A 24009-nucleotide genomic window follows, 5' to 3' on the forward strand; every position below is an offset into this window, starting at 1 on the left:
TCTAAACGGGGCGCTTTTTTTTATTGCAATTTCTCCAGCTGATCCTGAAATTGGTGCAGCTGCTGACGTTCTGCATCCGTCGAATTGGCGTACGCGGAAGACACGGCGTTTTTGGCGCGTGAGACAGCTTTTTCCTGATCGCCGTCCTCGAAACCGTTAGCAATCATGACGGCCTGCTGGACAAATGACTTGGCTTGAGAAAACAGTTCGTTTCTCATTAAAAGTCAACCTGCCTTTCAGCCGAATCTTTTGCTGCATCATGCTGTGCTTCCTCTAATGTAGACCGATATGGAAATCTTGCGTCATGAAGACTGACAGAGTCCTTGCCTTGCTGAATAAACCGTTTTGATTTGTTTCGTTTACCCATTGCAATGTCCCCCTTCCATATTTAGACGAGATGAGTCGTCTGTTTTAGTATGGGCGGAAGGCTTTGTGTTATGAGCGGCAAAACCTCACAGGGAGAAATAGGATTTTAAAAATTCGGCGATTCCGTCCGCTTCATTTGATCCCGTGACGCGGTCGGCGGCCTGTTTGACTTCATCCGTGCCGTTTCCCATCGCTACGCCGCACCCGGCAAACCGGAGCATTTCAAGATCGTTGTCTTCGTCGCCGAACGCGATGATCCGTTCTCTCGGCACTTGGTAATAGTCGCTGATTTTCTTCAGGCCGACCGCTTTATTCATCCCGTGTTTAATGATTTCAATCACATGCCACGGAGCCGCCCATCTTCTGTGGTCAATGACCTCGGCGTGCACATCGGATAAATGTGCGCGTATATCCGCGACGTCCTCTTCCTTTGCATGAATCAATACGGACGTTACATCCTCCTTGACCGTTTCACGCAGATCGCCGAATGTGACATTCGCCGTATTCATATGAAACGCCTCAATTAAATGCTCATCATGATAATGGAAGTACACATCGTCAATGACCTCAGCGAGCACATTATGTATTTGATAGGTCTCTGTAAGTTCGGCAAGCTGTCTGACCACATCGACCGATAAAGACGTGTGGTAGCGTCCCCATGATTCGTCTTTCGGGTGGTGGACAAATGCCCCGTTAAAATTGACAATCGGCGTTGTCAGCCCAAGCTCGTCATAATACATCGAACTGGAACGGAAAGGGCGCCCGGTTGAGATGCAGACATGATGGCCCGCTTCTTTCAGCTTCTGAATTGTCCGTGCCGTTTCAGGGGAAATGGTTTTATCGTCTTTTAATAAAGTTCCATCCAGATCTAAGGCGATGAGATAAGGTTTTGTCTCCATAAATAACTCCTTTTGTCATATAATTTGCTGTTTTTCACTTATGTACAGTGTAGCTTTTTACCATCTTTATTGTCTACATGTTACACTTATGATTATGGTTATCCTAAGGAGGGAGTCAACGTGATTCTTATTGATCATCAAACCGTATCAGGCATTCCGTTTTTACATATTGTAAAAGAAGAAAATCGGGACCGTCCCGCTCCCCTTGTTTTCTTTATCCACGGTTTTACAAGCGCGAAGGAGCATAATCTTCATTTCGCTTACCTGCTTGCTGAAAAGGGCTTCAGGGCGGTGCTGCCGGAAGCTCTTTACCACGGTGAACGCGCTGAACAGCTGTCAGCAGAAGAGCTCGCCGTCCATTTTTGGGACATTGTATTAAATGAAATTGAGGAGCTTGACGTGCTGAAAAAGGATTTTGAAGCGCGCGGTCTGATTGAAGACGGGCGGATCGGTCTTGCGGGCACGTCAATGGGCGGAATTACGACATTCGGCGCGATGGCCGCGTATGATTGGGTCAAAGCCGGCGTCAGTCTGATGGGAAGCCCGAACTATACGGCGTTTTTTCAGCAGCAGATTGACCACATTCAAAAGCAGGACATCGACATTGACGTCACAAAAGAACAGGTCGATGAACTGTTTGCGCGGCTCAAACCGTTCGATCTCAGTCTGGAACCGGAAAAACTCCGCAGCCGCCCGCTGCTGTTCTGGCACGGCGTTCAAGACAAAGTCGTTCCGTATGCACCGACCCGCGGCTTTTATGAAACGATTAAACCTCATTACAGCAGCCGGCCCGACCATCTTCAGTTTCTGAAAGACGAACGGGCTGATCATAAAGTCCCGAGATACGCCGTTTTAGAAACCGTCGCCTGGTTCGATAAGCATTTATAAAGCACAAAGGTGTTAACAAAAGCCGCTTTTACGTTATACTGAGGAAAAAGGAGTGATGGAACGTGGAAGAAGCATTAAAAGAAAACATCATGGGCGCCTTGGAGCAGGTTGTTGACCCTGAGCTCGGCGTCGATATCGTCAATCTCGGCCTTGTATACGACGTTGATATGGATGACGACGGCCTCACGCACGTTACGATGACACTGACATCAATGGGGTGCCCGCTCGCTCCGATCATCGTCGACGAGGTGAAAAAAGCGCTCGCCGACATTCCGGATGTAAAAGAGACGGAGGTCCACATCGTCTGGAATCCGCCTTGGACAAGAGACAAAATGTCACGCTACGCAAAAATCGCATTAGGGATTCAGTAATAAGAAAATGCACCTCGGATTTTAGGTACATCCTAAAGTTTGGAGGTGCTTTTCTTTTGTCTGCATTTACAAGGAAAAAATCAACGCGGATAAGCGACAGTGAGGGTTTGTTTTGGATCGCAAACAAACCTTTAAATATAAAATTTCATATGAGGTTTATCTTTTTTGTAATAGGACAGTCTGTCTTGGAGTGTACCTGTGTGGAATTCAAATTTATGTCCATCGGGATCAGTAAAATAAATTGACTTTTGATCTTGCTTATCCCTAGGACGCCCATTTAATATATTTACATTTAGATTTTTTAACCTTTGATGTATTGCATCAAAATCTTTTGGGTCAATTGTAAAGGCCATATGCGTATAAGATTTATGTATTTCATTTCTTGGTATATCCGCCTCTAAGTTAAGTGCAAGCCAAAGCCCGTTCAGATCAAAATATGCTGTCTTTTGTCCTTTAACCAGGAGCTGTGCATGAAATACTTTTTCATAAAATTCTATAGATTTTTCCAAATTTGAAACAGAAAAAAGAAGATGATTGATTCCTTTTATGTTTATTTTCTCCACCTCATTTAACATGTTTGTTTGAAACAATCCCTCTGGTAATACATCTGCATATATATCGATTATATACTGACTAAAAAATCATTTTAAGGATTTCTGTGGATTTTTATGCCCGGTGTTTTCCGGCTGACCGTTTCGAGCTGTACTAAACATGATTCTGTCGGGCGCCGTTCTGTCTGCTTTGCCGCTGCAGACCGGCGTGCGGAAAGAAGGGCAAGTCACTAAAAAAACCCGAGTTTCCCACCATTCGGGGTTTTTTGCGGTATCGGGTTAAAAAGGAAAAAAACGGACGTGAGGCATGATATAATAGACCGGCTGCATGCGAGGGAGGAATCCATGAAGAAAAAACTACTTCTCATTATCCTTAGCATTCTTGTTTATACGGCGCTGTTCGCTGTTTCCGCTTTTCACAAAGAGCCGGTGCAGCAGGCAGGGACAATGACGGATGTCAGCCGTCTCATGCCCGTGAAAATTAAGCAGACGGTCAAAGGAAAAGAGAAAGAAACATTGGTCGAAACCATTAAGGAAGCAAAGAGAAAGCATCTGAAGATCTCAATCGCAGGCGCCCAGCACTCAATGGGCGGCCAGACGTATTATGAAGACGGTATCGTTCTCGACATGACGGGCTACAACAAAATACTCGGTCTCGACCGAAAGAAAAAAATCATCAGGGTGCAGACGGGAGCGACGTGGAATGATATTCAGCGCTATGTCAATCCATACGGGCTCGCGGTAAAAGTCATGCAATCGCAAAACATTTTTACGATCGGCGGCTCACTGAGCGCCAACGCCCACGGCCGGGATATCCGGTACGGTTCGCTGATTGATACGGTCAAATCGTTTCATCTTTTAAAGGCGGACGGCAAAGTCATCACCGTTACTCCGAAAGATGACCTGTTTTCAGCCGTCATCGGCGGCTACGGCCTGTTCGGCGTCATCCTTGACGCGGATATTGAGCTGACGGATGATGAGCTTTATGAAATGAAAACGAAACGCATGAACGCTGATACATACAGTCAATATTTTACGCAGCATGTTCGGCGCAACCCCGCCGTGCGCATGCATCTCGCGCGGATCGCAACAGGGGATAAAGGCTTTTTGCACGATATGTATGTGACTGATTACACACTCTCAGACAACCAGAAAGAATTAAAGCGGCACAATGAACTGAAAGAAGATGAGCATCCGGCGCTGACGAAATTCGCGCTCGGCCTCTCCCGCCGGTATGACTGGGGCAGAAATTGGTTCTGGTCAACCCAGCAGTCTTATTTTCTCAGCCAAAACGGCGTGAAAGTCTCCAGGAACAATGTCATGCGGTCAGAATCGAAATTTTTGGAATATGAAAACACAGACAACACCGATGTGCTGCAAGAATACTTCGTGCCAGTCGGCGAATTTGCGCCGTACATTCATGATTTACGCAAGACGCTGTCACATGAAGATCTCAATCTCGTAAATATTACGATCCGCTATGTGCAAAAAAATGAAAAAGCCGATCTGTCATACGCAAAGGAAGACATGTTTTCACTCGTTCTTTTAATCAATGAAGGGTTTTCAACAGACAGCCAGGCGAGTGCGGCGCGGATTGTCAGAAAAATGACGGATACGGCATTGCGCCACCGCGGCAGTTATTATCTCCCGTATATGCTGTATCAAACGAAAGAGCAGATGCGCGAGGCATATCCGAAAAGCGATATGTTCTTTCAGAAAAAACACAAATATGATCCGGATGACTTGTTTATGAATTATTTTTATCAGAGGTACAAATCATGAAACACAACCATTTAAAATGGCTGATCCTGTCTCAGAGCAGTGTCTTTTTTGCCGGCAGCCTGATCTTTCCGTTTTATATTTTATTTATTAAAAACATCGGTTCCAGCTACACGCAATTCGGTCTCTCATACGGCTTGTTCGGCTTGAGCGGCGCATTGATTCATCCGCTGCTCGGCCGGCTGTCGGCAAGACTGGATTCCCGCTGGTTCCTTATGGCAAATTCGTGGGGGATGGCGGTGCTTCTTCTGACGCTCCCGCACATTACCGGCGTGCACCAGGTTTATGTTGTGCAGGTGCTTTTGGGCCTGTTCGGCGCGATGCAAAAACACGGCGAGAAAATCATGATCGCCGATTACACCGACGGCGGGGAGCGGGGAAAAAAAGTCGGCAGCTATCATTTCTGGACGGCCGTATTTTCAGCTGCCGCCATTATTCTCGGCGGGTTTCTCGCTGATTTCTTTACGGTTTATATTATCTTTTACGCCAGCTCCGTGCTGTTTTTTATAAGCGGGCTGATGATGCTGAAAAAAACAGGCTGATCCGATCAGCCTGTTTTTCTTATGCCCCCCTCGATCGAGAGGGGGTTTTTTGTCAGCGAAAACAGATGGAAAATGAATGAAAAAATATTAAATATACAATTGAATTAATTTTTATTCATGTTATAATGTTAAATAATTTCACAAAAACCAAGAAGGTGAACCCGTTGAAAATAGGTATTATAGGCGCGACTGGTTATGGAGGCGCCGAACTTGTCAGGATTCTTAACCATCACCCTTATGCAGAAGATTGTATATTATATTCATCGAGCGACGAAGGAAAAGAATATGCCGCTTCATATCCGCATTTGAGGAATATAGCGTCACAATCACTTCGGCCGCTTCATATAGAAACGATCCGAAACGAAATTGATGTCATGTTCATAGCCGCGCCGCCCGGCGTTTCCGGAGAGTGGTCGCCCAAGCTGGCGGAGGCGGGCATCCCGGTCATTGATCTATCCGGCGATCTGCGCATTCAAAACCCGGCCGTGTATGAAAAGTGGTATAAGCGGAAGGCCGCTCCGAAAGGAACGATTCAAAGCGCGGTTTACGGTTTAGCTGAACTGCAAAAAGAAGAGATTCAGACTGCAAAGCTGATTGCCAATCCGGGATGTTTTCCGACGGCTGTGCTGCTCGGGCTCGCCCCGCTGGCGAAGAATAAGCTTTTACAAGATTCATTTCTGATTGTTGATGCGAAAACGGGCGTATCCGGCGCCGGCCGAAAAGCATCCATGGGCACTCATTATTCTGAGCTGAATGATAATTTCAAAATTTATAAGGTTAATGAGCATCAGCATACTCCGGAAATTGAACAGCAATTAGCGGCTTGGCAGCCCGGCACAGGCCCGATCACGTTTTCCGCTCATTTGGCGCCGATGACAAGGGGCATTATGGCGACGATGTATACGGAGGCTCCTCCGGGTATGTCTGCTGCACAGGTAAGAGAATTGTATTCCGAATTCTACAAAGATTCATATTTTGTCAGAATCAGGCCGGAAGGTGAATTTCCGGCGACGAAAGAGGTATACGGCAGCAATTTTTGTGATATCAGTGTCACTGTGGATGAAAGAACAAACCGTGCCACCATCGTTTCTGTCATAGATAATCTGATGAAAGGCGCCGCAGGGCAGGCGGTTCAAAATTTAAATATCATGAATGGCTGGCAGGAAGAAACGGGACTTACGATGACGCCAGTCTATCCATAGAACGAAAGAGGGATTCAAAAATATGATTCAGCTGAGTGAGGAAATCACGAAAATAAAAGGCGGCGTATCCTCGCCGAAAGGATTTGAGGCAAAGGGCGTGCACTGCGGTCTGCGCTATTCAAAAAAAGATCTCGGAGCGATTATCAGCGAAGCGCCTGCAGTCAGTGCAGCGGTATATACGCAGAGCCATTTTCAGGCAGCGCCGCTGAAAGTGACGCAAGCCAGCCTGAAAAAAGAGGGTGTGCTTCAGGCGGTTATCGTCAACAGCGCGATTGCCAACGCCTGTACGGGAGACCAAGGATTAAAGGACGCCTATGAAATGCGGGACGGCTTCGCGAGCCAGCTCGGCATTGAGCCGGAGCTTGTTGCGGTTTCGTCAACCGGGGTGATCGGCGAGCTTTTAGACATGAAAAAAATTCAAGCGGGCATTGAACAGCTCGGTCAAGCGCCGTCCGTATCCGGAGCATTTGAAGAAGCCATTTTGACGACGGATACAGTGACGAAACAGACGTGTTATGAACTGGTGATCGGCGGAGACATCATCACGATCGGCGGAGCGGCGAAAGGCTCCGGCATGATCCACCCCAACATGGCGACAATGCTCGGCTTTGTCACAACGGACGCGGCCGTGGAAGAACAGGCGCTCAAAAACGCGCTTAGAGAGATTACGGATGTTTCATTTAACCAAATCACCGTTGACGGAGAAACATCGACGAATGACATGGTGCTTGTGATGGCAAACGGCTGCGCGGGGAATGATTGCCTGACGGAGCAGCACCCTGACTGGCCGGCTTTTAAAAAGGGATTAAAGCTTGTATGCGAAGACCTTGCCAAAGATATAGCCAGAGACGGTGAAGGAGCGACGAAATTAATTGAAGCCAGAGTCGAAGGCGCGAAAAACAACCTTGAGGCGAATATTATCGCCAAAAAAATCGTCGGCTCAAGCCTTGTGAAGACCGCCGTTTACGGCACAGACGCCAATTGGGGGCGCATCATCGGCGCAATCGGGCACAGTGCGGCAAGCGTAACGGCCGAACAAGTGGAAGTTTTCCTCGGCGGCCAGTGTCTGTTTAAACACAACGAACCTCAGCCGTTTTCGGAAACTGATGCCAAGGAGTACTTATCAGGTGATGAGATTACGATTGCAGTCCGCCTGCAGGAAGGCTCCGGCAGCGGCCGGGCATGGGGCTGTGACTTAACCTATGATTATATTAAAATCAATGCGAGCTATCGCACATAACAAAGGGGAGCGGCATGAAGAAAACGATCGTTTTTAAGTGCGGCGGAAGCGTAATCCGAGAGTTATCCGCCGATTTTTTTCAAAATGTAAAAGAGCTTATGCAATCGGGCTGGAACATTGCCGTCGTCCATGGAGGCGGCCCGGACATTTCAAAAATGCTGAAAACATTGCAGATTGAAACGGAATTTGTCGATGGACAGCGGAAAACGACCAAACCGGTGCTGGAAACAGCGGAAATGGTCTTGTCAGGGACGATCAATAAATTTTTCGTAACCGAACTCGCGAAAAACGGGCTGAAAGCCGCGGGAATATCAGGAAAGGACGGCGGTCTCCTTCAAGCATCCTATCTTAATCAAGACAAATACGGAGAAGTCGGCGAAATACAAAAAACCGATCCGTCAATCATTCACGCATTAATGAAAGAAGGCATCATTCCCGTTATCGCTCCGCTTTCCATGACAAGTGATTTCGAAACGCTGAACGTCAACGCAGACGCCGCGGCATCGGCCGTCGCTTCAGCCTTACACGCCGACAAACTTTTATTTGTCACGGATGTCGAAGGAATTATGGACGGAGAGAGCAGGCTGGATACTTTGACGCCGCAAGAGATTCAGGCCCTCATAGATGACGGCGTGATTTCAGGAGGGATGATTCCGAAGGTAAACTCGGCATTATCGGCACTGAGTGAAGATGTCGAGGAAGTGATGATCGTAAACGGAAAAGGAGCGTTTTTCACCGATCAAGCCTTCCAAGGAACAAAAATCGTCAAAGAAAAGGAGAGCGTGTCATGAGCAGTCTATTTCAAACCTACAGCCGCTGGCCCATCGATATCAAAAAAGCGAAAGGGACAATTGCAGAGGATGAAAACGGAAAAACGTATCTCGATTTTATTCAGGGCATCGCCGTTTCCAATCTCGGCCATTGTCATGATGAGGTCACAGAAGCAGTGAAAGAACAGCTTGACAGCGTATGGCACGTTTCCAATCTGTTTGAAAATGATCTTCAGGAAAAAGCCGCGGCAAAGCTTGCCGAACATAGCGCGGGAGATCTCGTTTTCTTCTGCAACAGCGGGGCCGAAGCGAATGAAGGCGCCATTAAGCTTGCCCGTAAAGCAACGGGAAAGACAAAAATTGTAACATTTCATCAATCCTTTCACGGGCGGACCTATGCGGGGATGGCCGCCACCGGACAAGACAAAATCAAGACCGGTTTCGGACCGATGCTTCAAGGCTTTCACTATCTTCCGTTCAATGATCCGTCGGCATTCAGCACGCTTTCAAAAGAGGATGATATCGCCGCCGTCATGCTTGAGACGGTGCAGGGAGAAGGGGGAGTCAATCCCGCCGATCCGGAATTCATCGAAGCCTTACAGACATTTTGCAAAGACAAACAGGCGCTGCTTATCGCAGACGAGATTCAAACCGGAATCGGCCGGACGGGCAAGGCATTCGGCTATGAGCATTTCGGCATCTCTCCGGACATCATCACTGCTGCGAAAGGGCTTGGAAACGGTTTTCCCGTCGGAGCCGTGATCGGCAAAAAGAAGCTTGGCGACGCCTTTACGCCGGGTACGCATGGTACGACTTTCGGCGGCAATAAGCTTGCCATGGCAGCTGTGAAAGCAACCTTGGATATTGTGTTTCAGCCGGACTTTCTCCAGGCGGCGGCAGACAAAGGATCATTTTTAAAAGCGCAGCTGAACCGTGAACTGACAGGGCCTTTTGTAAAAGAAATCCGCGGAAAAGGGTTATTAATCGGCATTGAATGCGCAGGTCCCGTGTCCGGCATCATCGGAGATCTGCAGGAACGCGGGCTTCTCGTGCTTCCGGCCGGACCGAATGTCATCAGGCTGCTCCCGCCGCTTACGGTTTCTGAAGAAGAAATGCTGTCGGCCGTCAGTATGCTGAAGGCAGCGATCGAAGCGCATTCGGCAGTGAAACGGTAATTTTTTTCGATATAAAAGTATAAAAATTCATATTTTTAATTAATTATTCATCAAGAGGTGGGCTTTAGATGAAAGGCTATTTAGTATTGGAAGACGGAACATCATTTGGCGGTGAACTTGAAAAAGAAGCCCGCTGTGTTGGCGAAGCGGTTTTTTTCACCGGAATGACGGGCTATCAGGAAGTGCTTACAGACCCGTCATATAAGGGTCAGATCATCGTCTTTACGTATCCGCTGATCGGAAACTACGGAATTAATGAAAAAGACCTTGAAAGTAAGATTCCTCAAGTCAAGGCTGTTGCCGTCTATGAAGCGTGTGAACATTTTTCTCACCATGAAGCAGTCTCAAGCTTGAGAGAGTATTTAAATAAATGGAACATCCCGCTCTTAACCGAAGTGGACACACGGGCCGTCGTCAAAACCATCCGCTCCGGCGGCACGATGAACGCTGCCGTGTCAACAACAGGAGAAATTCCGGCAGCATCCGGAACAGAAAACCCGGCGGAGCTGGCGCAGTCTGAAGACATCACGTCAATGGGGAATGGAGACCGGCATATTGCGCTGATTGATTTCGGTTATAAAAAATCAATCGCCTCGTCACTTGTAAAGCGCGGCTGTAAAGTAACGGTCATTCCGTATCAGCAGATGAACGCTGTTTACGACATTCAGCCCGACGGAATCGTGCTCTCAAACGGCCCGGGCGACCCGAAAGCGATTGCGCCGTACATGAACCGGATTACATCATTACTCAGTGATTTCCCCGCACTCGGCATTTGCCTCGGGCATCAGCTGATTGCCCTGGCTTTCGGAGGAAATACGTATAAGCTGCCGTTCGGCCACAGGGGTGCCAACCATCCCGTCATAGACCGGAAAACGAAACGGGTGTTTATGACAAGCCAGAACCACAGCTATGTCGTTGATGAAGCATCAATTGACGAAAACGAGCTGTCCATCAGATTTCATCATGTCAATGATACATCAGTGGAAGGGCTCATTCATAAGCGCCTTCCCGTATTAAGCGTCCAGTTCCACCCTGAAGCTCATCCCGGACCGGCTGAGAGCGAGTGGATATTTGATGAATTTCTAGAGAAAGTGATACCAGCAAGGAGAGAAATCGCTCATGCCTAAAGATACAACCATTTCCAGCATATTAGTCATCGGCTCCGGCCCCATCATCATCGGCCAGGCGGCAGAATTTGATTATTCAGGAACGCAGGGCTGCATGGCTCTGAAAGAAGAAGGATACCGCGTTATTCTAGTCAACAACAACCCGGCAACGATTATGACGGATGAGGCGTTTGCCGATGAAATATATTTTGAACCGCTCACAACCGACAGCATCGAGGCCATTATTGAAAAAGAAAAACCGGACGGTCTGCTTGCCAATTTGGGCGGCCAGACGGCATTGAATTTAGCCGTTAAGCTTGAAGAAGCAGGCGTGCTGAAGAAGCATCACGTCAAGCTTTTGGGAACATCGGTGGAAACCATTCAAAAAGGCGAAGACCGGGAGCAGTTCCGCGCCCTGATGAAAGAGCTTGATCAGCCCGTTCCGGAAAGCGAAATCGTCGACAACGAAGAAGACGCCCTCCGTTTCGCTGAGTCTATCGGATTTCCGGTCATTCTGAGACCGGCGTACACGTTAGGCGGAAAGGGAGGCGGAATCGCGAAAACGAAAGAAGCGTTTCAGACGCTTATTAAACAGGCGCTGTTAGCAAGCCCGATCAGCCAATGCCTCGTCGAAAAAAGCATCGCCGGATTTAAAGAAATCGAATATGAGGTCATGCGCGACAGCAATCATACATGCATCACCGTCTGCAATATGGAAAACATCGATCCCGTCGGCGTGCATACAGGGGACTCCATCGTCGTCGCACCGTCCCAGACGTTAACGGATGAAGAATATCAGATGCTGCGTTCAGCAAGCCTGGCGATTATTTCGGCGCTGGATGTGGTCGGAGGCTGCAACATTCAATTTGCGCTGGATCCGTTCAGCAAACAGTACTATGTCATTGAAGTGAACCCGCGTGTCAGCCGCTCTTCAGCTCTCGCGTCAAAAGCGACCGGCTATCCGATTGCCAAAATGGCGGCAAAACTTGCCGTCGGCTATACGCTTGATGAACTGAAAAATCCGCTGACGGGCTCTACTTATGCAAGCTTTGAACCGGCGCTTGATTATGTCATCGTCAAATTCCCGCGCTGGCCGTTTGATAAATTTAAACATGCCGACCGCACGCTCGGAACGAAGATGAAAGCGACGGGAGAGGTCATGGCGATTGAAAGAAATATGGAAGCGGCCATTCAAAAAGCGGCGGCCTCCCTTGAGCTGAAAACGATCGGCACCCGCCTGCCTGAACTCGGCGGCTGTACGATCAATCAGCTGTGGGAATTAGCGGTAACGCCGGATGACCGGAGATTTTTCGTCGTCATGGAGCTGTTAAGCCGCGGTGAAACGATAGAAGACATCCATGCCAAAACGAAAATTGACCCGTTTTTTCTCCATGTATTCCGAAATATCATCACATTGGAAAACAAGCTGATGGAAGAAGGGGATCATCTGTCTTTCCCGCTTTTAAAGCAGGCGAAGGTAAAGGGCTTCACGGATGTCATGATCGCATCTCTCACGGGAAAAACGGAAGAAGACATCCGTGCTCTCAGAAAGAAATCAGGCATCGTCCCGTCGTTTAAAATCGTAGATACATGTGCCGCTGAATTTGATGCCAAGACGAATTATTTCTACTCCACCTACCTCGGGGAAAGCGACGGAGATATCAGCCGAAAAGAGAAAAAACGCGCCCTCATCATCGGCTCAGGCCCGATCCGCATCGGTCAGGGAGTGGAATTTGATTACAGCGCCGTCCACGGCGTTCTGACCCTGCAAAAGCTGGGGTATGAAACGATTATGATCAATAACAATCCGGAAACAGTAAGCACGGATTATGAAATCGCCGACCGGCTTTATTTTGAACCGCTGACGACAGAACATATTTTGAACGTGGCGGAACATGAAAACATTGATTTTGCCATCGTCCAATTTGGGGGACAGACCGCGATCAATGCCGCTGAACCGCTGGAAAAAGCGGGCATTCCGCTGCTCGGAACATCCTTTGAAACCCTTGATGCGCTGGAGGATCGGGATCTGTTTTATCAGCTGCTTGATGACCTTGACCTGAAACATGCCAAAGGCGAAACCGCTTATTCAAAAGAAGAAGCAACGGAAAAAGCAAGCCGAATTCGCTACCCCGTGCTGATCCGTCCGTCTTATGTCATCGGTGGGATGGGCATGATCATCGTTGATTCAGAAGCGCAAATGTCAGAGCTGCTGGCAAATGAAGCGAGCATGCCGTATCCGATTTTGATCGATCAGTACATTACAGGAAAAGAATTGGAGATCGATCTGATTTCCGACGGACATGAAGTATTTGTGCCGACTTACACAGAGCACATTGAACGCGCCGGCGTCCATTCGGGTGACAGTTTTGCGATTCTTCCGGGTCCGTCTGTCACACCTGATATGCAGCGGAATATAAAAGAGGCCGCCGAAAAAATCGCGGTAAAACTGGCTTTTAAAGGCATCATGAACATTCAGTTTGTCATTGATGACAAAGGGGATATTCTCGTTCTTGAAGTGAATCCGCGGGCAAGCCGCACGGTTCCTGTCGTGTCTAAGGTGATGGGGGTGCCGATGATCCCGCTTGCCGCCAGATTGCTGGCCGGCGCTTCCCTTAAAGACATCAAGCCCGAGGTTCAAAATCAGCACGGAACGGCAGTGAAATTCCCGGTTTTTTCTTCGCACGCCATTCAGGATGTGGACGTAAAGCCCGGGCCGGAAATGAAGTCGACCGGAGAAGGCATGTGTGTCGCGTTTGACGCAGAAAGCGCCCTGAAAAAAATCTACGCGCACGTCTGGGAGAAAAAAGGCAGCATCTATCTGGAAGGCTGTGATGCGGAATTGGAACGTCAGGCTCAAGAGGCGGGATTTACGGTATGCAAAGATGCGTTCCCGGCATGGGCAGAGCGAAAGGATAAAGCGGTCCATATCAATTTCAATCACTCTGAAGAAGCGCGTAAACAACGGATTGAAGCCATGACGCACGGTGTGACGGTCTTTACTGAACCGGAAACCGTAAAGGCATTTTTAGCAAGCGGCTCCGGCAAACCTCAGCCTGTATCGCTCAAAGATCTTTATCAAAAGGAAGTGGCATCATGCACACAATAAAAGCGGAACACACATTAACCCATTTGTACGGCAAAGATTTTCTTTCCTTAAAAGATGTCAGCCCGTCAGACATCAATGCGCTTCTGACAGAAGCTTCATTATTAAAACAACATCCGATACAGCCGATTTTCCAAGGGAAAACATTGGCGATGATTTTTGAAAAATCTTCAACCCGCACACGTGTGTCTTTTGAAGCGGGAATGGCCCAGCTCGGGGGAACGGGACTATTTCTTTCAAGCAGCGACCTGCAGCTTGGGCGGGGGGAGACGGTCGCGGATACGGCGAAGGTGCTGTCCGGCTTCGTTGATGCCATTATGATCCGCACCTTTGAGCATGAAAAAGTCGAAGAGCTTGCCGAGCATGCAGACATTCCCGTCATAAACGGGCTGACCGACCGGTATCACCCGTGTCAGGCACTCGCGGATCTGTTAACGATACAAGAAATAAGAGGAAAACTGAAAGGAGTAAAAGCCGCCTATATCGGTGACGGAAATAATGTAGCGCATTCACTAATGATCGGCTGCGCAAAAATGGGCTGTGACATTGCGATTGCTTCGCCGAAAGGCTATGAAGTAGAGGAAGAGGCGGTAAATGCCGCAAAAGAAGCGGCGGCTGTTTCCGGAGCGAAAATCACCCTTACCGAAAATCCGCAGGAAGCGGTGCGGGATGCAGACGTGATTTACTCCGACGTCTTCACGAGCATGGGGCAGGAGGAAGAGACGCAGCAGCGGCTGAATGTGTTTGCCCCGTATCAAGTCAACGCCTCACTCGTCAGTCTCGCCAAACCCGACTATACATTTTTGCATTGCCTGCCCGCGCATCGGGAAGAAGAGGTCACGTCCGAGATTATCGACGGCCCGAACTCTGCGGTATTTCAGCAGGCGGAAAACCGGCTTCACGCGCAAAAAGCGCTCCTGAAAGCTCTTCTTTACAAACAGGATGAACAAAAAAACCGCTGAATCTCATTCAGCGGTTTTTGATATTTCTCCGCATACAAGCGCATACTACATAAAAAAGAAAAAGGAGGAAATGACGTGGGACAGCAGCATCAATTCCGCCCGGGACAAAAAGCGCCGAATAACGGTGTGTACGTTGAAATCGGCGAAACGGGAAGCATGGTCAAAAACCCGCAAAAAATCAAGCTTACAGTGGGAGAAATGTTCCCTGAAACTTCAAACCACAACAGATTGTGGACGTATCAACGAAAACCGTGAACACAAAAAAACCTGCTGAATAGCAGGTTTTTTTATTTAATGCTGGCTTGCATCCTGTTTGACAGGCATGATCTCCGCAAGAACAAAGACTAGCACCGCAATAACCACGGCAATAACGGATGATTGCTTGAAATTGTACGCCGCGCTGTTCATGGAGGCGACCAAATAACAGGCCATATGTGTTAAAAGGAACGTCCAAATAAAACCGATAATAAACCGCACGTTTCCACCTCGTCCTTCATTTTATTCTACGTTGTATCATACCATACATAAAGCGCGGGCGGAAGGTCATTTTCTCATCAAAAAGCGCGCCTGAAACTGACATTGCCCGCCTGTCCGGCCGTCTGATGGAAAATTCGGTTCCTGTGCTCGGGATAATAGCCAAAACATAGCAGCAAATAGGAGTTTATCCGATCCGTTTTCATTCTTCTTACATATGATAGCCAATAGAGAGATTAGGAGTAAAAGGAGGCGGGCAGGCATGGGGATTACGGAAAGATTTTTCCAATTCGGATCTGAGCTGAACGTCATCCATCTGCCGTATCGGCCGAACGGCTTCTGTATCTTTATTCTGGGGGACAAAACCCACTTTGTCAGCCGGGACTCAAGCTTTTGGCTCGAACATGAAGGGAGAAACCAGCTGTTAAATACGATGCTTGACAGAGGGTACACCATTTTTAACAGCAATTTATACGGACGGCATTGGGGTTCGGAAAAAGCCGTCCTTTACGCCAGACAGCTGATGCATTATGTGCTTAAACAAGAAACCCTCAATCCGAAAATACACTTGCTCGCAGAAGGCATGGGCGCCCTTATCGCCGATCAATTGCTGCAGTCTTCAGCGGAGCATATCCGTTCAGCCGCAATGTTAGATCCTTGTCTTGACCTTCAAGCCCATTTTGAATCAGAGAAAGAAAATAAGTTTTTTTATAAGCAGTTTCTGAGGGAAACGGCACAGAGCTTCGGTGTTTCTGAAAAAGAGGCAAGCTCACTGAGCTATCAGACCATTACCGGCTGCCGCACCCGCGTGCCGGTACATATATGGCAAAGAACGACCGGAGCGCCGTACCCGTACACCCTGCATGCGAATGCGTATAAAGAAGCCCGGGAAAAGACCGGAAGCAAGACTGATATCACGTATCACCTGCTTGAGAACCCTGCGCGTATGTACAGAGCCATCTGCCGGTTTTTCCGCAGTCATGAAAAAGACCTGTAATGAATAGAATACAACAGCCATCTCTTTTCAGAGGGCTGTTTGGCTTGTGTGCGAATGAAAAACCGGAAAGGCGGCAGATGTGATGAAGACAGCGCTGATCATTGGAGCAGACGAATTTCTCGGCCTTTCATTGTGCGAACGGTTGATGGATGAGGGCGTGCATGTTGATGTCATTTTGGCAGAACCGGAGGACAAAACGAGGCAGCTGTATTTAGAAGAACGATTAATGTGGCTCGCGAGAAACGGGCTTTTTCAAATAATAGATGAAATCGGTGAAAAGGAATACGATCGTATCTGCGTTCAATACGGGAGCGGGTGTCTGCCTGAAGAAAGGGCTGAGCCTTTATATTGGATTGTTTACAGTGAGGATCACGGAGACTGGGAAAAAAACGGTCAGCGGGATACGGCAAAAGCGATTATCCTTCCTCCCCTTTACGGTCCGTGGACAGAAGCAAAAGAAGATGGCGAAAGCAGGATCTTTTTAGAAGACGCAGTCTGCGGGCTGATGAATCAGCTTGAGGCATACGGCACAGAAGACGAAAATCAGATTATTACCCTGGAAATAAAAGAAAAAACGCAAAAAAAGGAAGCGGAAGAAAAAATTAAAGAATGGAAAAGACAATTTTCATCAATATTCGACATTTTTTAAGAAATACCTTCCATGTTATGTGCATTACCGCTACAATAAACGTATATCAATTATATATGTTATGAGTTTGAAAAGGGGTTGAACATGGCTTGATCACCAGGCTTGTCATGATCTTTTCTGTCCTCCTTTTATTGAGCGGATGCGCACAAACTCCGTTTAAAGGAAAAATTGAGAAGGTCGGAATGCTTTTTCCCGATACCATCAGTGACTTGGTATGGGGCACAAAAGGTTACAAAGGTTTATTAGCGATACAATCTGAATTTAACGTTGACGTTTATTATAAAGAAAATATCAGATCCGATGAAGATATTTTAAAAGCGATAGATGATTTTCATAAAAAAGGAGTCAATCTTTTATACGGGCACGGAAATGAATACGAGGAAATCTTCAATATGATCAGCAAGGATTATCCCGACATGGAATTCGTCGTCGCAAACGGAACGGCGAAAAGCGATAATGTCACAAGCGTTCATCTTATGGGAGAAGCAATGGGTTTTTTCGGGGGAATGACAGCCGCCCATATGTCAAAAACCAATGAGGTCGGCGTCATCGCCTCCTTTTTGTGGCAGCCTGAAGTAGACGGCTTTATCAAAGGGGCGAAATATGAAAAGCCTGATATCACCGTCAATACTGAATTTACGGACCACTGGGATAACGGCAATGAAGCGCTGCATCTTTACGAGAAGTTAAAAGCGGAAGGCACGGATGTTGTATATCCGGCCGGAGACGGGTATAATGTTCCTGTCATTCAGCAAATCAAAAAAGACGGGCTTTACGCCATCGGCTATGTCGCCGAGCAATCGAATCTCGGCAAAAACACGGTGCTGACAAGCACGGTGCAAAACGTAGATAAAGCCTATACATTAATTGCCGAGCAATATAATAAAGGTACGCTCAAGAGCGGAGATCACAACTTTGATTTCAGGGAAGGAGTCGTTGAAATGGGGACGTTCAGCCCTCTGGTGGACAAAGCATTTCAAGACAAAATCTCAGACCTTGTAAAAACGTATAACCGAACAAATGAACTGCCGTCAAATGAATAGAGGTGGATACACATGCAGCATGAAAAGTCTCTTGAATTTATGCAGATCGCGATGAAATACCTGCCGGAAGCAAAGGCAGAGCTTGAGAAATCCGGCATAGATCTGTCTATGGAAATGATTCAGCCGTTTATGGACCTGTTTACATCGGTCATGGCGGAAGCGTATGAGCTTGGCAGATCTGATGCCGGGGAGCTGAATAAATAAAGAGAGCCACTTTTCATGAAGTGGCTTTTCACATGATTTTTTTCTTTATAGCGGACACCATCGGCGCAAAGTTTTTAAATACGGGCTTTAATTGATCCAGAGAGTTCATGATGGACCCCAGCTGATTCATCACGTGGTTGTAATCGATCTCTTCTTCGTTTTCAGCCTGAGGCTGCTCCGGGTTTTCTTCCGGTTCTTTATCCCGGTCTCTGGAATCGCCGAACATCATTTTGGAGAAAATATCCATAGTGAAGCCTCCTTTCGTCTTCCTTTTATTCTATGAGGAGCAGCGTCCGATAGTTTAGACGAATATATTGCCAACAGAAAAAAAATAGGGTAGAATTAGTACCTGATACTAATAATTGATCATAACTAATTAGTTTTAAATTCATTATAAAAAAGGAGTCTTTCCAATGAAAGCTGGAATTCTTGGCGTCGGCCGTTACATCCCGGAAAAAGTGCTGACAAATCATGATCTTGAACAAATGGTAGATACATCGGACGAGTGGATTCGTACGAGAACAGGTATAGAAGAAAGAAGAATCGCCGCGGAAGATATGTATTCATCCGGCATGGCCGCTGAGGCTGCGCAAAAAGCGCTTGATCAGGCCGGCATTTCCGCTGAGGAGCTTGATATGATCCTCGTGGCGACGGTTACTCCTGACCAGTCCTTCCCTACCGTTTCCTGTATGATACAAGAGAAGCTCGGGGCCAAAAAAGCGTGCGCGATGGATATCAGCGCCGCATGTGCGGGTTTTATGTACGGTATCGTAACCGCCAAACAATTCATTGAATCGCAAACATACAAACATGTCCTCGTGGTCGGCGTGGAAAAGCTCTCAAGCATTACCGACTGGGACGACCGCAATACGGCTGTGCTGTTCGGAGACGGAGCCGGAGCGGCGGTCATCGGACCGGTCAGCGACGACAGAGGCATACTGTCATTTGAGCTCGGAGCAGACGGTACAGGCGGTCAGCACTTGTACTTAGATGAAAAAGGGCATACAATCATGCATGGAAGAGAAGTATTCAAATTCGCCGTCCGGCAAATGGGTGAATCGAGTGTAAATGTCATTGAAAAAGCCGGCCTCTCCAAAGAGGACGTAGACTTTTTGATTCCGCATCAGGCAAACATCCGCATCATGGAAGCGGCACGGGAACGTTTGGAGCTTCCGGTTGAAAAGATGTCTAAAACAGTCCATAAATATGGAAACACATCCGCAGCATCCATTCCGATTTCATTAGTAGAGGAACTGGAAGCAGGCAAAATTAAAGACGGCGACGTCATCGTCATGGTCGGTTTCGGCGGAGGATTGACATGGGGCGCCATAGCAATACGCTGGGGACGATAAAAAAAGGTGAGGTGCACACAAGATGAGTAAAAAAAGAGTAGTCGTTACAGGGCTTGGAGCCCTGTCTCCGCTTGGAAACGACGCCGAAACAAGCTGGAAAAATGCAATCGGCGGCGTATCCGGAATCGGACCGATCACACGTGTGGAATCGGACGAGTATCCGGCGAAAGTAGCTGCTGAACTGAAAGATTTCAATATTGAAAATCACATGGATAAAAAAGAAGCGCGAAAAATGGACCGCTTCACGCAATACGCTGTCGTAGCCGCGAAAATGGCCGTTCAAGATGCCGGTCTGAACATCACAGACGAGATCGCGCCGAGAGTCGGCGTTTGGGTAGGGTCCGGAATCGGCGGTCTTGAAACGCTTGAATCCCAATTCGAAATCTTCCTGACTAAAGGGCCGAGACGGGTCAGCCCGTTCTTTGTTCCGATGATGATTCCGGATATGGCGACAGGCCAAATCTCAATCGCTCTCGGAGCAAAAGGAGTCAACTCCTGTACGGTGACGGCATGTGCGACGGGAACGAACTCTATCGGTGACGCGTTTAAAGTCATTCAGCGCGGCGATGCCGATGCGATGATTACGGGCGGAACGGAAGCGCCGCTGACAAGAATGTCATTTGCGGGCTTCAGCGCAAACAAAGCCCTTTCTACAAATCCTGATCCAAAAACGGCAAGCCGCCCGTTTGATAAAAACCGTGACGGCTTTGTCATGGGAGAAGGCGCGGGGATTGTCGTGCTTGAAGAGCTTGAGCATGCGCTTGCCCGCGGTGCGAAAATCTACGGGGAAATTGTCGGCTACGGCTCAACTGGTGACGCCTACCACATTACCGCGCCTGCCCAAGACGGGGAAGGCGGTGCGAGAGCGATGCAGGAAGCAATTAAAGATGCGGGCATCAAGCCTGAAGAAATTGATTACATCAACGCTCACGGCACAAGCACGTACTACAATGATAAATATGAGACAAAAGCCATTAAGACCGTTTTCGGTGATCATGCGTACAAGCTTGCCGTCAGTTCGACAAAATCAATGACGGGTCATTTGTTAGGCGCTGCCGGAGGAATTGAAGCAATCTTCTCCGTCATGGCCATTAAAGACGGCATTATCCCGCCGACGATTAACATCGAAACACCTGATGAAGAGTGTGATTTAGATTATGTACCGGACAAAGCGCGCGAGCAGGATGTCAACATCGTTCTCAGCAACTCGCTCGGCTTCGGCGGACATAATGCCACTTTGATCTTTAAAAAATATCAATAATACAGTTTCTGACCGGCTGCCTGAAAAAGGTGGCCGGTTTTTTTGTGCGTGCATATGATAACAACAAGAGGAGGCGAACCGGTATGAGCGTCAAGCAGACATATCAATGGATGGAAAAGGCGGCATCCGTAAATGATCTGGCCCCGCATCTTTTGCCGCTTTTTTCAGGGGCCGATAAGAAAGAGTGGAAGCCAATACTCGGGATGCTGCAAAACCACGGCATGTTCCGCCATTTGAAGGACGGCGTTAGGACCAGTAAACGGCTGAAAGAAAAAGGATGCTACAGCCATATTCAAAAGGAGGAAGCTTATTTAAAGGAGAAGTGGAACGGGCCGGACGTGCCGATCGTAGTTTTGCCCGTCGATGAACGAAACCGGAAAATCCGTCAGGAATTCGGATCAAAATCCGGTCTGGCCTTTCGGGACAAAATGTTCCTCTTTCTATCGTCGGATAGTTCCAATTCAGCTGTATCCGCTCTTATGACACATGAATATAATCACGTCTGCCGGTTAGAACATGTGACAAAGGACGAAAAAGACGAGACATTTCTTGATACAATCATGATGGAGGGGCTGGCAGAATATGCTGTATATGAGCGGTTCGGCTCAAGTCTTACGGCGGAATGGACGTCCTACTATACGCCTGAGCAGCTTGATTTTCTGTTTGAAAAAAGAGTCAAGCCGAACCTCCGCTTAACGAGAGACAGCAGAATGTTTTCCCAGCTGTTATACGGAAAAGGATACTTCCCCTCAATGCTCGGCTATGCCGTCGGATTCAATATAGTAAAAAAATATTTAACCGACCATCAAAAAACAGTAAAAGAAGCATTGGCCATCCCTTCAAAAACCTTTCTGGAGGCAACGCTTTAATAGATTAAAAGAATGGAAATTATTTAAGGATATTACATTTATCCTAAAAAATTCTTGCTTTTGTAATAATGATGTAATAATATACAACTATAAAATTTTTCGACTATTCTATATTTTGTGATAGCGAAACGTATGTTTCCCTCTGCTTCAGCGGAATGAGAAAGGGGCGTATCATGAGCACACTATTAGAAGTGAATAATTTAAAGACCTATTTTTTCAGAAAGAAACAGCCGATCCCCGCAGTCGACGGGGTTGATTTTCACATTAACAAAGGCGAAACCGTCGCTCTTGTAGGAGAATCCGGCTCGGGCAAAAGCATCACCTCGCTTTCTATTATGGGACTTGTCCAAAGCTCGGGCGGAAAAATTATGGACGGCTCGATTAAGCTTGAAGGCAGGGACCTGGCCTCCTTCACCGAAAACGAATATTGCAAAATCCGCGGAAATGACGTCTCTATGATCTTTCAGGAGCCCATGACTTCCCTGAATCCGGTGCTGACCATCGGCGAACAAATTACCGAAGTGCTTGAATACCATAAAAAAATGAATAAAAGAGAAGCGTCCAAAAAAGCCGTTGAGCTTCTGGAACTCGTCGGATTCTCCAGAGCGGAACAAGTGATGAAAGAATATCCGCACCGTCTTTCCGGAGGGATGAGACAGAGGGTGATGATCGCCATTGCGCTCAGCTGCAATCCGAAGCTTCTGATCGCTGATGAGCCGACGACGGCGCTTGATGTGACGATACAAGCCCAAGTATTGGAGCTGATGAAAGACCTCTGCAAAAAATTCGATACTTCCATTCTGCTGATCACTCACGATTTAGGTGTGGTTTCCGAAGCCGCCGACAGGGTGATCGTGATGTACTGCGGACAAGTCGTAGAGAGCGCGAGTGTGGAGGACTTATTTTTAAACCCTCTTCATCCGTATACCGAAGGGCTGTTAAACTCCATACCGGTGATAGATGGAGAGATTGATACATTAAAAGCGATCAAAGGCAGTGTCCCGACACCGGATAATCTTCCGGAAGGCTGCCGATTCGCCCCGAGGTGTTCAAAAGCGATGGACAAATGTAAAACAGGGCAGCCGGAGCTGATAACGCATGAAAGCGGCCGTTCTGTAAGATGTTTTTTATATGAGGAAGAGGGTGCCCAATCAAAATGACAGCTGCAGGCCAAGAAACGATTTTAGAGCTGAAAGACGTAAAAAAATATTTCCCGATCCGCTCCGGTTTTTTTCAAAGGAAAGTCGGTGATATAAAGGCTGTTGACGGTGTTTCTTTTTCACTGAAGCGCGGGGAGACGCTCGGCATCGTCGGTGAATCAGGATGCGGCAAATCAACGGCGGGAAGGACGATGATCCGTTTATACAAGCCGACAGACGGCCGGATTCTATTTAAGGGTCAGGATATCTCCGGCTTATCTGAAGAAAAGCTGAGAAAAAGCGTCCGCAAAAACATCCAGATGGTCTTCCAAGATCCCTTCGCATCCCTTAACCCGAGGAAAACGCTGCGTTCCATTATTAAAGAGCCGTTCCAGACTCACCATATGTACAGCATGAGCGAGCGGAACGAGCGGGTGGAGGAGCTGCTGGCGAAAGTCGGCCTTCATCCGAGCTTTGCAAACCGCTATCCGCACGAATTTTCCGGAGGGCAGCGCCAGCGGATCGGGATTGCGCGGGCTCTGACGTTGAATCCCGAGCTGATTATTGCGGATGAACCCGTTTCCGCACTCGATGTCTCCATTCAGGCCCAGGTCATCAATCTGATGGAAGAACTGCAGGATGAATTCAACCTGACCTATTTGTTTATTTCTCATGATTTGAGTGTTGTCCGCCATATCAGCGACAGAGTCGGCGTCATGTATCTGGGAAAAATGATGGAGCTGACCGATAAACACGAGCTGTACGGCAATCCGCTTCACCCTTATACGCAAGCGCTTTTGTCTTCAGTGCCCGTCACGAGAAAAAAAGACGCCGTCAAGCGGGAACGAATCATCCTGAAAGGAGAACTGCCAAGCCCGGCAAACCCGCCGAAAGGCTGCGTGTTCCACACGCGGTGCCCGATGGCCAAACCGATCTGCAAGGAACAAATCCCGGCATTTGAAGAAGCCGCTCCCGGCCATTACGTCGCCTGCCATTTATATGCCTGAAATGACAAGCATCGAGAGGGGGTATGCCGGATTACATAACCAGTTTGCTGCATATAT

The 24009-nt window shown here is 47.8% G+C and carries 27 protein-coding genes; 21 read left to right on the forward strand and 6 right to left on the reverse strand.

Features of this window, described 5'->3' with window-relative positions; all coding sequences use genetic code 11:
* Positions 1-20 precede the first annotated feature (20 nt).
* From V7728_RS15710 to V7728_RS15720, 3 genes are all read right to left on the reverse strand, one after another.
* Complete coding sequence (locus tag V7728_RS15710) at positions 21-218, reverse strand: DUF3813 domain-containing protein (protein WP_003155097.1); 198 nt, start codon at positions 216-218, stop codon at positions 21-23.
* Positions 218-367, reverse strand: a complete 150-nt coding sequence (locus V7728_RS15715; protein ID WP_003155094.1) for a hypothetical protein — start codon at positions 365-367, stop codon at positions 218-220. Before V7728_RS15715 ends, V7728_RS15710 begins: the two co-directional genes overlap by 1 nt.
* Positions 368-452: 85 nt before the next feature.
* Positions 453-1265, reverse strand: coding sequence for a Cof-type HAD-IIB family hydrolase (locus V7728_RS15720; RefSeq protein WP_007409141.1), 813 nt, complete (start codon positions 1263-1265; stop codon positions 453-455).
* A 120-nt stretch (positions 1266-1385) separates the two neighbouring features.
* On the opposite strand from V7728_RS15720, the gene V7728_RS15725 reads away from it, so the two are divergent.
* Complete coding sequence (locus V7728_RS15725) at positions 1386-2153, forward strand: prolyl oligopeptidase family serine peptidase (protein WP_007409140.1); 768 nt, start codon at positions 1386-1388, stop codon at positions 2151-2153.
* Between the two features lie 62 nt (positions 2154-2215).
* Positions 2216-2524, forward strand: coding sequence for a metal-sulfur cluster assembly factor (locus tag V7728_RS15730; protein ID WP_003155088.1), 309 nt, complete (start codon positions 2216-2218; stop codon positions 2522-2524).
* Between the two features lie 131 nt (positions 2525-2655).
* On the opposite strand, the gene fosM is transcribed toward V7728_RS15730, so the two are convergent.
* Positions 2656-3099 (reverse strand): FosM family fosfomycin resistance protein, encoded by a 444-nt coding sequence (fosM, locus tag V7728_RS15735; RefSeq protein ID WP_170919531.1) that lies wholly within the window; start codon positions 3097-3099, stop codon positions 2656-2658.
* A gap of 321 nt (positions 3100-3420) precedes the next feature.
* Between fosM and V7728_RS15740 the strand changes: the two genes are divergently transcribed.
* The 10 genes from V7728_RS15740 (at position 3421) to V7728_RS15785 (ending at position 15212) form a co-directional block, all read left to right on the forward strand.
* Positions 3421-4857, forward strand: a complete 1437-nt coding sequence (locus V7728_RS15740; protein WP_082997825.1) for an FAD-binding oxidoreductase — start codon at positions 3421-3423, stop codon at positions 4855-4857.
* A complete protein-coding gene (locus V7728_RS15745) occupies positions 4854-5396 on the forward strand; it encodes an MFS transporter (RefSeq protein WP_012117271.1) in 543 nt (180 codons plus the stop codon). Before V7728_RS15740 ends, V7728_RS15745 begins: the two co-directional genes overlap by 4 nt.
* A 164-nt stretch (positions 5397-5560) precedes the next feature.
* Positions 5561-6598 carry an N-acetyl-gamma-glutamyl-phosphate reductase gene (argC, locus tag V7728_RS15750; RefSeq protein ID WP_042635047.1) on the forward strand — a complete coding sequence of 346 codons (1038 nt, stop codon included), beginning with the start codon at positions 5561-5563 and terminating at the stop codon, positions 6596-6598.
* Between the two features lie 22 nt (positions 6599-6620).
* Positions 6621-7838, forward strand: a complete 1218-nt coding sequence (gene argJ, locus V7728_RS15755) for a bifunctional ornithine acetyltransferase/N-acetylglutamate synthase (RefSeq protein ID WP_007409135.1) — start codon at positions 6621-6623, stop codon at positions 7836-7838.
* 14 nt (positions 7839-7852) lie between these two features.
* Positions 7853-8629 (forward strand): acetylglutamate kinase, encoded by a 777-nt coding sequence (gene argB, locus V7728_RS15760; protein WP_007409134.1) that lies wholly within the window; start codon positions 7853-7855, stop codon positions 8627-8629.
* Positions 8626-9783, forward strand: coding sequence for an acetylornithine transaminase (locus V7728_RS15765; protein WP_007409133.1), 1158 nt, complete (start codon positions 8626-8628; stop codon positions 9781-9783). The genes argB and V7728_RS15765 overlap by 4 nt, the downstream gene beginning before the upstream one ends.
* A 68-nt stretch (positions 9784-9851) precedes the next feature.
* Positions 9852-10910 carry a carbamoyl phosphate synthase small subunit gene (locus tag V7728_RS15770; protein ID WP_012117273.1) on the forward strand — a complete coding sequence of 353 codons (1059 nt, stop codon included), beginning with the start codon at positions 9852-9854 and terminating at the stop codon, positions 10908-10910.
* Positions 10903-13998: a carbamoyl phosphate synthase large subunit gene (locus V7728_RS15775; RefSeq protein ID WP_309194124.1), complete on the forward strand. Its 3096-nt coding sequence runs from the start codon at positions 10903-10905 to the stop codon at positions 13996-13998. The genes V7728_RS15770 and V7728_RS15775 overlap by 8 nt, the downstream gene beginning before the upstream one ends.
* Positions 13986-14957, forward strand: a complete 972-nt coding sequence (argF, locus tag V7728_RS15780) for an ornithine carbamoyltransferase (RefSeq protein ID WP_076423875.1) — start codon at positions 13986-13988, stop codon at positions 14955-14957. Before V7728_RS15775 ends, argF begins: the two co-directional genes overlap by 13 nt.
* 75 nt (positions 14958-15032) lie before the next feature.
* A complete protein-coding gene (locus V7728_RS15785) occupies positions 15033-15212 on the forward strand; it encodes a YjzC family protein (RefSeq protein ID WP_003155070.1) in 180 nt (59 codons plus the stop codon).
* 36 nt (positions 15213-15248) lie between these two features.
* Here the strand turns inward: V7728_RS15785 and V7728_RS15790 are convergent, their stop codons facing one another.
* Positions 15249-15434 carry a YjzD family protein gene (locus tag V7728_RS15790; protein WP_007409129.1) on the reverse strand — a complete coding sequence of 62 codons (186 nt, stop codon included), beginning with the start codon at positions 15432-15434 and terminating at the stop codon, positions 15249-15251.
* Between the two features lie 259 nt (positions 15435-15693).
* On the opposite strand from V7728_RS15790, the gene V7728_RS15795 reads away from it, so the two are divergent.
* From V7728_RS15795 to V7728_RS15810, 4 genes are all read left to right on the forward strand, one after another.
* Positions 15694-16428, forward strand: a complete 735-nt coding sequence (locus V7728_RS15795; protein WP_052827254.1) for a hypothetical protein — start codon at positions 15694-15696, stop codon at positions 16426-16428.
* Positions 16429-16510: 82 nt separating this feature from the next.
* Positions 16511-17077: a hypothetical protein gene (locus V7728_RS15800; protein WP_099566551.1), complete on the forward strand. Its 567-nt coding sequence runs from the start codon at positions 16511-16513 to the stop codon at positions 17075-17077.
* An 89-nt stretch (positions 17078-17166) separates the two neighbouring features.
* Positions 17167-18120 (forward strand): BMP family ABC transporter substrate-binding protein, encoded by a 954-nt coding sequence (locus tag V7728_RS15805; protein ID WP_007409125.1) that lies wholly within the window; start codon positions 17167-17169, stop codon positions 18118-18120.
* A 12-nt stretch (positions 18121-18132) separates the two neighbouring features.
* Positions 18133-18324, forward strand: coding sequence for a ComZ family protein (locus V7728_RS15810; protein WP_003155061.1), 192 nt, complete (start codon positions 18133-18135; stop codon positions 18322-18324).
* Between the two features lie 28 nt (positions 18325-18352).
* Here the strand turns inward: V7728_RS15810 and V7728_RS15815 are convergent, their stop codons facing one another.
* On the reverse strand, positions 18353-18571 hold the full coding sequence (locus V7728_RS15815) for a hypothetical protein (RefSeq protein ID WP_099566552.1): 219 nt from the start codon (positions 18569-18571) through the stop codon (positions 18353-18355).
* Positions 18572-18737: 166 nt separating this feature from the next.
* Between V7728_RS15815 and V7728_RS15820 the strand changes: the two genes are divergently transcribed.
* From V7728_RS15820 to V7728_RS15840, 5 genes are all read left to right on the forward strand, one after another.
* Positions 18738-19676: a beta-ketoacyl-ACP synthase III gene (locus V7728_RS15820; RefSeq protein ID WP_007409122.1), complete on the forward strand. Its 939-nt coding sequence runs from the start codon at positions 18738-18740 to the stop codon at positions 19674-19676.
* 22 nt (positions 19677-19698) lie between these two features.
* The gene (fabF, locus tag V7728_RS15825; RefSeq protein WP_003155056.1) at positions 19699-20937 is read left to right on the forward strand and encodes a beta-ketoacyl-ACP synthase II; all 1239 of its coding nucleotides are present in this window, start codon (positions 19699-19701) and stop codon (positions 20935-20937) included.
* An 83-nt stretch (positions 20938-21020) separates the two neighbouring features.
* The gene (locus tag V7728_RS15830; protein WP_012117278.1) at positions 21021-21806 is read left to right on the forward strand and encodes a DUF2268 domain-containing protein; all 786 of its coding nucleotides are present in this window, start codon (positions 21021-21023) and stop codon (positions 21804-21806) included.
* A gap of 173 nt (positions 21807-21979) precedes the next feature.
* Positions 21980-22966, forward strand: coding sequence for an ABC transporter ATP-binding protein (locus V7728_RS15835; protein WP_012117279.1), 987 nt, complete (start codon positions 21980-21982; stop codon positions 22964-22966).
* Entirely contained in the window at positions 22963-23952 is a 990-nt protein-coding gene (locus V7728_RS15840) for an ABC transporter ATP-binding protein (protein WP_003155053.1), read from the forward strand. Before V7728_RS15835 ends, V7728_RS15840 begins: the two co-directional genes overlap by 4 nt.
* The last annotated feature ends 57 nt before the right edge of the window (positions 23953-24009 follow it).

Origin of the sequence: Bacillus sp. JHAA (assembly GCF_036961585.1) — a bacterium.
GTDB classification, from domain to species: domain Bacteria; phylum Bacillota; class Bacilli; order Bacillales; family Bacillaceae; genus Bacillus; species Bacillus velezensis.

Bases quoted from the DNA above. Each gene is read 5' to 3' on its own strand.
- V7728_RS15765 (WP_007409133.1), top strand. From the start codon at position 8,626: ATGAGCAGTCTATTTCAAACCTACAGCCGCTGGCCCATCGATATCAAA.
- V7728_RS15810 (WP_003155061.1), top strand. From the start codon at position 18,133: ATGCAGCATGAAAAGTCTCTTGAATTTATGCAGATCGCGATGAAATAC.
- V7728_RS15740 (WP_082997825.1), top strand. From the start codon at position 3,421: ATGAAGAAAAAACTACTTCTCATTATCCTTAGCATTCTTGTTTATACG.
- V7728_RS15745 (WP_012117271.1), top strand. From the start codon at position 4,854: ATGAAACACAACCATTTAAAATGGCTGATCCTGTCTCAGAGCAGTGTC.
- argF (WP_076423875.1), top strand. From the start codon at position 13,986: ATGCACACAATAAAAGCGGAACACACATTAACCCATTTGTACGGCAAA.
- V7728_RS15770 (WP_012117273.1), top strand. From the start codon at position 9,852: ATGAAAGGCTATTTAGTATTGGAAGACGGAACATCATTTGGCGGTGAA.
- argJ (WP_007409135.1), top strand. From the start codon at position 6,621: ATGATTCAGCTGAGTGAGGAAATCACGAAAATAAAAGGCGGCGTATCC.
- argB (WP_007409134.1), top strand. From the start codon at position 7,853: ATGAAGAAAACGATCGTTTTTAAGTGCGGCGGAAGCGTAATCCGAGAG.
- V7728_RS15820 (WP_007409122.1), top strand. From the start codon at position 18,738: ATGAAAGCTGGAATTCTTGGCGTCGGCCGTTACATCCCGGAAAAAGTG.
- V7728_RS15840 (WP_003155053.1), top strand. From the start codon at position 22,963: ATGACAGCTGCAGGCCAAGAAACGATTTTAGAGCTGAAAGACGTAAAA.
- V7728_RS15815 (WP_099566552.1), bottom strand. From the start codon at position 18,571: ATGGATATTTTCTCCAAAATGATGTTCGGCGATTCCAGAGACCGGGAT.
- V7728_RS15795 (WP_052827254.1), top strand. From the start codon at position 15,694: ATGGGGATTACGGAAAGATTTTTCCAATTCGGATCTGAGCTGAACGTC.
- V7728_RS15835 (WP_012117279.1), top strand. From the start codon at position 21,980: ATGAGCACACTATTAGAAGTGAATAATTTAAAGACCTATTTTTTCAGA.
- V7728_RS15830 (WP_012117278.1), top strand. From the start codon at position 21,021: ATGAGCGTCAAGCAGACATATCAATGGATGGAAAAGGCGGCATCCGTA.
- V7728_RS15720 (WP_007409141.1), bottom strand. From the start codon at position 1,265: ATGGAGACAAAACCTTATCTCATCGCCTTAGATCTGGATGGAACTTTA.
- fosM (WP_170919531.1), bottom strand. From the start codon at position 3,099: ATGTTAAATGAGGTGGAGAAAATAAACATAAAAGGAATCAATCATCTT.
- V7728_RS15715 (WP_003155094.1), bottom strand. From the start codon at position 367: ATGGGTAAACGAAACAAATCAAAACGGTTTATTCAGCAAGGCAAGGAC.
- fabF (WP_003155056.1), top strand. From the start codon at position 19,699: ATGAGTAAAAAAAGAGTAGTCGTTACAGGGCTTGGAGCCCTGTCTCCG.
- V7728_RS15800 (WP_099566551.1), top strand. From the start codon at position 16,511: ATGAAGACAGCGCTGATCATTGGAGCAGACGAATTTCTCGGCCTTTCA.
- V7728_RS15775 (WP_309194124.1), top strand. From the start codon at position 10,903: ATGCCTAAAGATACAACCATTTCCAGCATATTAGTCATCGGCTCCGGC.
- V7728_RS15710 (WP_003155097.1), bottom strand. From the start codon at position 218: ATGAGAAACGAACTGTTTTCTCAAGCCAAGTCATTTGTCCAGCAGGCC.